Origin of the sequence: Bartonella taylorii 8TBB, assembly GCF_902825155.1 — a bacterium.
Lineage (GTDB): Bacteria > Pseudomonadota > Alphaproteobacteria > Rhizobiales > Rhizobiaceae > Bartonella > Bartonella taylorii_A.
The window spans coordinates 1-2,964 of sequence record NZ_CADEAG010000028.1; the positions used below are offsets into that span (position 1 = coordinate 1).

The 2,964-nt window shown below is 39.5% G+C and carries 1 protein-coding gene and 2 pseudogenes; all 3 read right to left on the bottom strand.

Annotated elements, in window-relative coordinates:
- Positions 1 to 115: 115 nt before the first annotated feature.
- Positions 116 to 239: pseudogene (locus J7R13_RS09715) on the bottom strand (MFS transporter); the annotation flags it as partial.
- 408 nt (positions 240 to 647) lie between these two features.
- Positions 648 to 2,011: pseudogene (locus J7R13_RS08420) on the bottom strand (MFS transporter).
- Between the two features lie 64 nt (positions 2,012 to 2,075).
- Entirely contained in the window at positions 2,076 to 2,588 is a 513-nt protein-coding gene (locus J7R13_RS08425) for a cytochrome P450 (RefSeq protein ID WP_343212183.1), read from the bottom strand.
- Positions 2,589 to 2,964: the final 376 nt, after the last annotated feature.

A 2,964-nucleotide genomic window follows, 5' to 3' on the forward strand; every position in this document is an offset into this window, starting at 1 on the left:
TGCTATCATTGTAGCTATACCGATGACAAGGAGCATGATTTGGGACGCCCATATTATAACCTTCTTCGCACTGTACTTCGCCCTTGAAGCACTATCCCAAGCAGAAAGAAACGTAGTAGCTTATAAATAGCTTTCATCATAAAACTTGCCATCAGCGCATTTTGCACACCGTTGGCTGCTCCAAGGATAAAAAATGATAGCATCATCAACCATACGAGTTGTGTGAAGGAAAAGCAAAATTTGCCGTGCGGTGCGGTTTTCCACATTATGATGTGTGGCAGAGATGGTCTAGGGGGGGGGATTCTATACTGATGCTGTAGGAGTGTCTGTTATCGTGCTTATGGGCTATCATCCCACATTGAAATGCGTGGCTTAACTTCGTGGACACTTCCAAAGAACACTATCGGAAAATCCCATATTTCAATAGGTTTTAGAGATTTCAAAAGCACAAAGGCATCATAAAATTACGAACACCGAAACTTACTGGAGGTGACCAATTTTAGAGCTTAAGGAGCTTGATGGTTCAGTGTACTTTCGTAGAATGATAAAGGTTGGAGCGCAAAGCCCCAGCGTGTTGACATTTCTCAACAGGGGCAAATGCTATATCATTTGCCAATGTTATTGAGAAGGCGTTCAAACGAAGTATATCATAAATCGGAATTATTCTCTTTACGCGATATGGAGAGTGCGAGGCAAAATAGTAAAAATGCACAGATAGAGAATATGAAGAATATGATATATGTTTGATTGAGGGAAAGGTATTCCTCCGTCAATAAATGTAACAGAAAGCCTGCGAATACACCCCCTAAGGCTCCACCTATTTGCTGTAATATGCGTGTGATAACTGCTGTGTCTTTGACGTATAAACTATTGACATATTGGATGGGGGCAGACAGACAGACAATGGTGGCGATACCAAGCCCTATGCCTCTTAGCAAGAATCCCAGCCCATCCATGCTTATATTATAGCCAAAGCATAATAACCCGAAACTTGATATTACCAAACCAATTCCTATCATGAAAAAGGGAGATTTTTCTTTCCATTTTTGGTAAATAAATTTTCTCCCGATCCATGCACCCACCCCTGTAAAGCAAGGACGGCGCCGATGATGAGAAGATTATTTTTATGGCTCCCTTCCATGGCGAGAGCTAACGGGAAATAAACGAGGAAGCTATAAAAAAGAAATGAAGCAATAAGCCCCATTATCATGAGTAACGTGTAGCGCGCATTTTTAAATCCGCTAAAGACGATTAATTTATTTTTTGCTTTCTGATTAGAAACAATGAACAGTATGAGAGATATCACCGCTATAAGTGCTAGGATATATATGGAGATGTTTTTATTTATATTTCTGGCTTCTGTGAGATAAAAAAACGAAATAAGGGATATGGAAAACGCTAAAAATGCAAATAAGTTAAATTTTGTTTTTGCTGTTTCGTTGCTCTTTAAATGTTTTGCCCCAATGGTGAGTGCCAATAAAATAAGCGGAATATTGATAAAAAATAATAAACGCCAAGACACGTACTGAGCAAGTGAGGCACCCGCCAGCGGACCAAAGGCAGGAGCGAAAACCGTTGGTACGGCTATGGTACCCATGGCTTGACGTACCCGTGTCTGACCAAATTGTAATGCAATAATGGTTTGGCTAAGGGGTAGCAAAAGACCAGTCCCAAAACCTTGAACGATACGTGCAGATATAATGGTTTGAAAATTATAGCTTAGTCCTACCCCCAGTGATCCAAGCATAAAAATGAAGTTTGCAAGGAACCAAGTCTTTTTGATACTTATTCTCCCTTGCACGAAAGTTGCCATCAGCAACCCCGGCACGGTAGCCAGAAAATAAGATGTTACAACCCATTGCATATTCTTTTCCTCTATTGAAAAATAATCAGCAAGGTTGGGAAGGATGACATTAACAATGCTTCCGTCCAGCAAGGGGAGTATGCTGGAAATAATTACGGTATATATGACATACCTTTCTGATTTAGTATAGGAATCTTTCTTTTGCATTGTTATGCCCCCTGTTGATATTCTTTAAAATTGGTCCCGCTTTATAAATTACAGGCTTTGAGAATTAACACGCGTTTGTTGGCTGCGATATTGGGATGAATGTGATTGGAAGCGCCGATGGTCCCCTTGTATACAATCCCTCTTCCTCCAAAATAAAACCATCGGTTAAGTTGATCTCAATGAGTTTATCGAGGAGTCTATTCGCCGTCAATTCACTCTGCATGAGAGCAAAAGCAGAACCTACACAGACGTGCAAGCCCGCTCCAAAGGCTAAATGGTTCGCGGCTTTTATAAGATCCGGCTCGGTTTTACCAACCCGTTTACGGTCTGGTATAAAATTATTAGGATCTATAAAAACGTCAGGATCACGATTAGCAGCTCCAATCATGCAAAAAATGAGAGAATTGGCTGGCAGTGAGACTTCTGCGAATTCCATCTCTTGATTGGTCTGGCGTGGTATAAGCTGAACGGGGGAAGTTAGGTGTAATTTTTCTGCGATCGCATCGCCAAGAAGCGTCCTATCATTTTGGATTTTTTCTAATTCGTTTGGGTTTGTGAGTAAATGATAAAAAAATATAAGCTCATAAAAAAATGATGGTGGTGAAAAGTTCTATATTGGTGCTGTTTTATGGAACGTAAATGAATGAGATGTCTCTTGTGTGTTCAATTATACTATAAGGATACACATGAGAATGTTCATTGATTGAATAATGCAAGGAGCATTTAAATATTCTCTTCAACATGAGAGTTAGCAAACAACGTGGCATATAATAGAAATTATCTTAAAACAACAGAGAGCTCAAAATGAAGTGATTAAGAGTGATCAAAAAAAAGTTACAAAAAAAGCTGTACGGTCTGTACAGCTTTTTATTTGTTTTATGCATTATAAGGCAAAAGTTTTTAAAGCATAAAAGTGTCCTTACGGCTTCTGTAACCATAATAGCCACACACAC